The organism is Prevotella sp. KH2C16, from assembly GCF_900113305.1.
Lineage (GTDB): Bacteria > Bacteroidota > Bacteroidia > Bacteroidales > Bacteroidaceae > Prevotella.
This window is the reverse complement of record NZ_FOOW01000052.1, coordinates 1-1,851: the sequence shown is the minus strand read 5'-3', so window position 1 is coordinate 1,851 and position 1,851 is coordinate 1. Positions and strand designations below refer to the sequence as shown.

Here is a 1,851-nt window from a genome sequence, read left to right as displayed (position 1 = left end):
GGAACTCATATAGTCAAGTTCTACCGTGCCGTACTTGTTGAGCGATGCGCCCAATGCCTCCATCGGGTCTGCGGCAACGGACAGTTCGGTGGTGGAGAATGCCGTGGGATGGTCGAAGATGTCCGCCTTGATGTACCTGCCGTTCTCGGAGCGTTCCAGAAACAGCATTTCCATGCCCGTGGCATCCATTTTTATCACATCGGTGTTCGCCTTCTGGTTGAAATATCCCCAGCGTAGGACATAGCCGTCATAAAGGCGGTTGAGTTTCTCACGTTCCTCCTTGTCCTCGGTCCGGTTGTTTGCCTCATAGTCATATAGGCGGTGGTAGCACTCCCGTATCTCTACATACGATTTCAGCCGTGAGATTTGCGCATAGGGCAAGTCCATCGGATTGAAGGTGGGATGCCGCTTCAAATCGGAGAGAAAACCGACCTGTCCCTTCTGCACGACGATGGAGCCGTCCCTTAGGTGGGTGTCCGGTGATGAGAGAAAGGGGCGCGGCGAGGCATCAAACTCTTTCTTGACTTCCACTATCGGTTGTGGGGTATGTTGCTCTGCTTCGTCCATAAAATCGAAGAGCGACGGTTCTCTCGGGGATGGAGAAGTGTTTTTGCGAGGCGTGCGGGTGCGTCGGACGGGAGTTTTGTGGGCTGTGGAGGGAACAGTCTTTTGTTGGGCGGTCTTGTTCTCGGAAATTTCTTTGTTCACCCTTGACACTTCCTGTGTCCACAGGCTGTATTCCTCGGGAGTAAAGAGCGTGCCCTCTGTTTCCGTTTCGTTCTCGTTGATAATCGGATGATGGTCCTCATCGAAATAGACCGTCTGTCCGTTCATCTCCCGCGGGGCTTCCACATCCGTGCGGATTCCCTTCGTTTCCTGCTCGTATTGACGATGAAGAGTCAATGTGGGCACACCTTCGGGAGCGGGTTCATAGGGAACTTGGTCGGCTGCTTGCACGGATTGCCCATCGGTCTCTTCCTTAATCGGCTCACCGACCTTTTCAACTTGAACTTCCTCCTTTTCTTCTTCCGTGGAAAGCTTCTCCTCCATTGGCTGAGCCTGGACTGTCGGCTCGGCTTTTTCCTTGATTTCCCCGATTATCGGTTCCTTGGTATATTGTCCCCTTACTATCTCCTCCAATTCTGCAATCTCGTGCAGTTTCTTGGGTGTAAAGTACAAATCGCGTTCGATGCCCAATCCGTGTATCTTCACTTCCTCCATCTCATCGAGCGACATATTGCCCAGCTCCCAACCATAGCCCATCGTCACGGCACCGAAACCGATACGAGTCTTCGGGTCGTACTCCAAGAGATATGCCGTGTAAGCTCCCATCGGGAAGAAATAGCGTGCGTAGGCAACCTTATCGCCAATGAGTTCCTTTCCCTTGCTGTAAAGTTTGGGCAGTTGCTTCCTGATGCTGTCAGGCATCAAGTTATAGGCATTCTCGTTTTCTTTATCCTCCGTTGGCTTTTCTTCGGGTAAATCCACCGTTACACCGAGTCTGTATAACTCCTTGGCAGCCTCGGCTTGTCGCTCTTCCTCCGTCATCGGTATGCCCGTCTCATAGAGCTTGCGGTCAAAGTGTTTTCCTGCATCTTGCGAGAGTTGAATCCGAAGACTTTCCGCCATATCATCCATGCTCCCATCAAAGCTGTACTCCCACGCAGGCTTGCCGTATGGATCTGTACCCATCGTGCGCTCCGTGGCGATGGTGCGGTGGGCGACGTCTTTCCATTCGCCCTCAAAGAGCGAGTTGTGGTTAAAGGCAATGGGGAAGCCATCGCCCTTGGGAACGGAGGCGGTTTCTACAAACTGCTGCTCGGTGCCTTCGCCGATTTCCTTTCCCGACTG

The 1,851-nt window shown here is 52.8% G+C and carries 1 protein-coding gene; it reads right to left on the bottom strand.

Features of this window, described 5'->3' with window-relative positions:
- Nucleotides 1–1,851: DUF2958 domain-containing protein (locus tag BM114_RS13985; RefSeq protein ID WP_143089360.1), on the bottom strand; the 1,851-nt coding region annotated here is incomplete at both ends.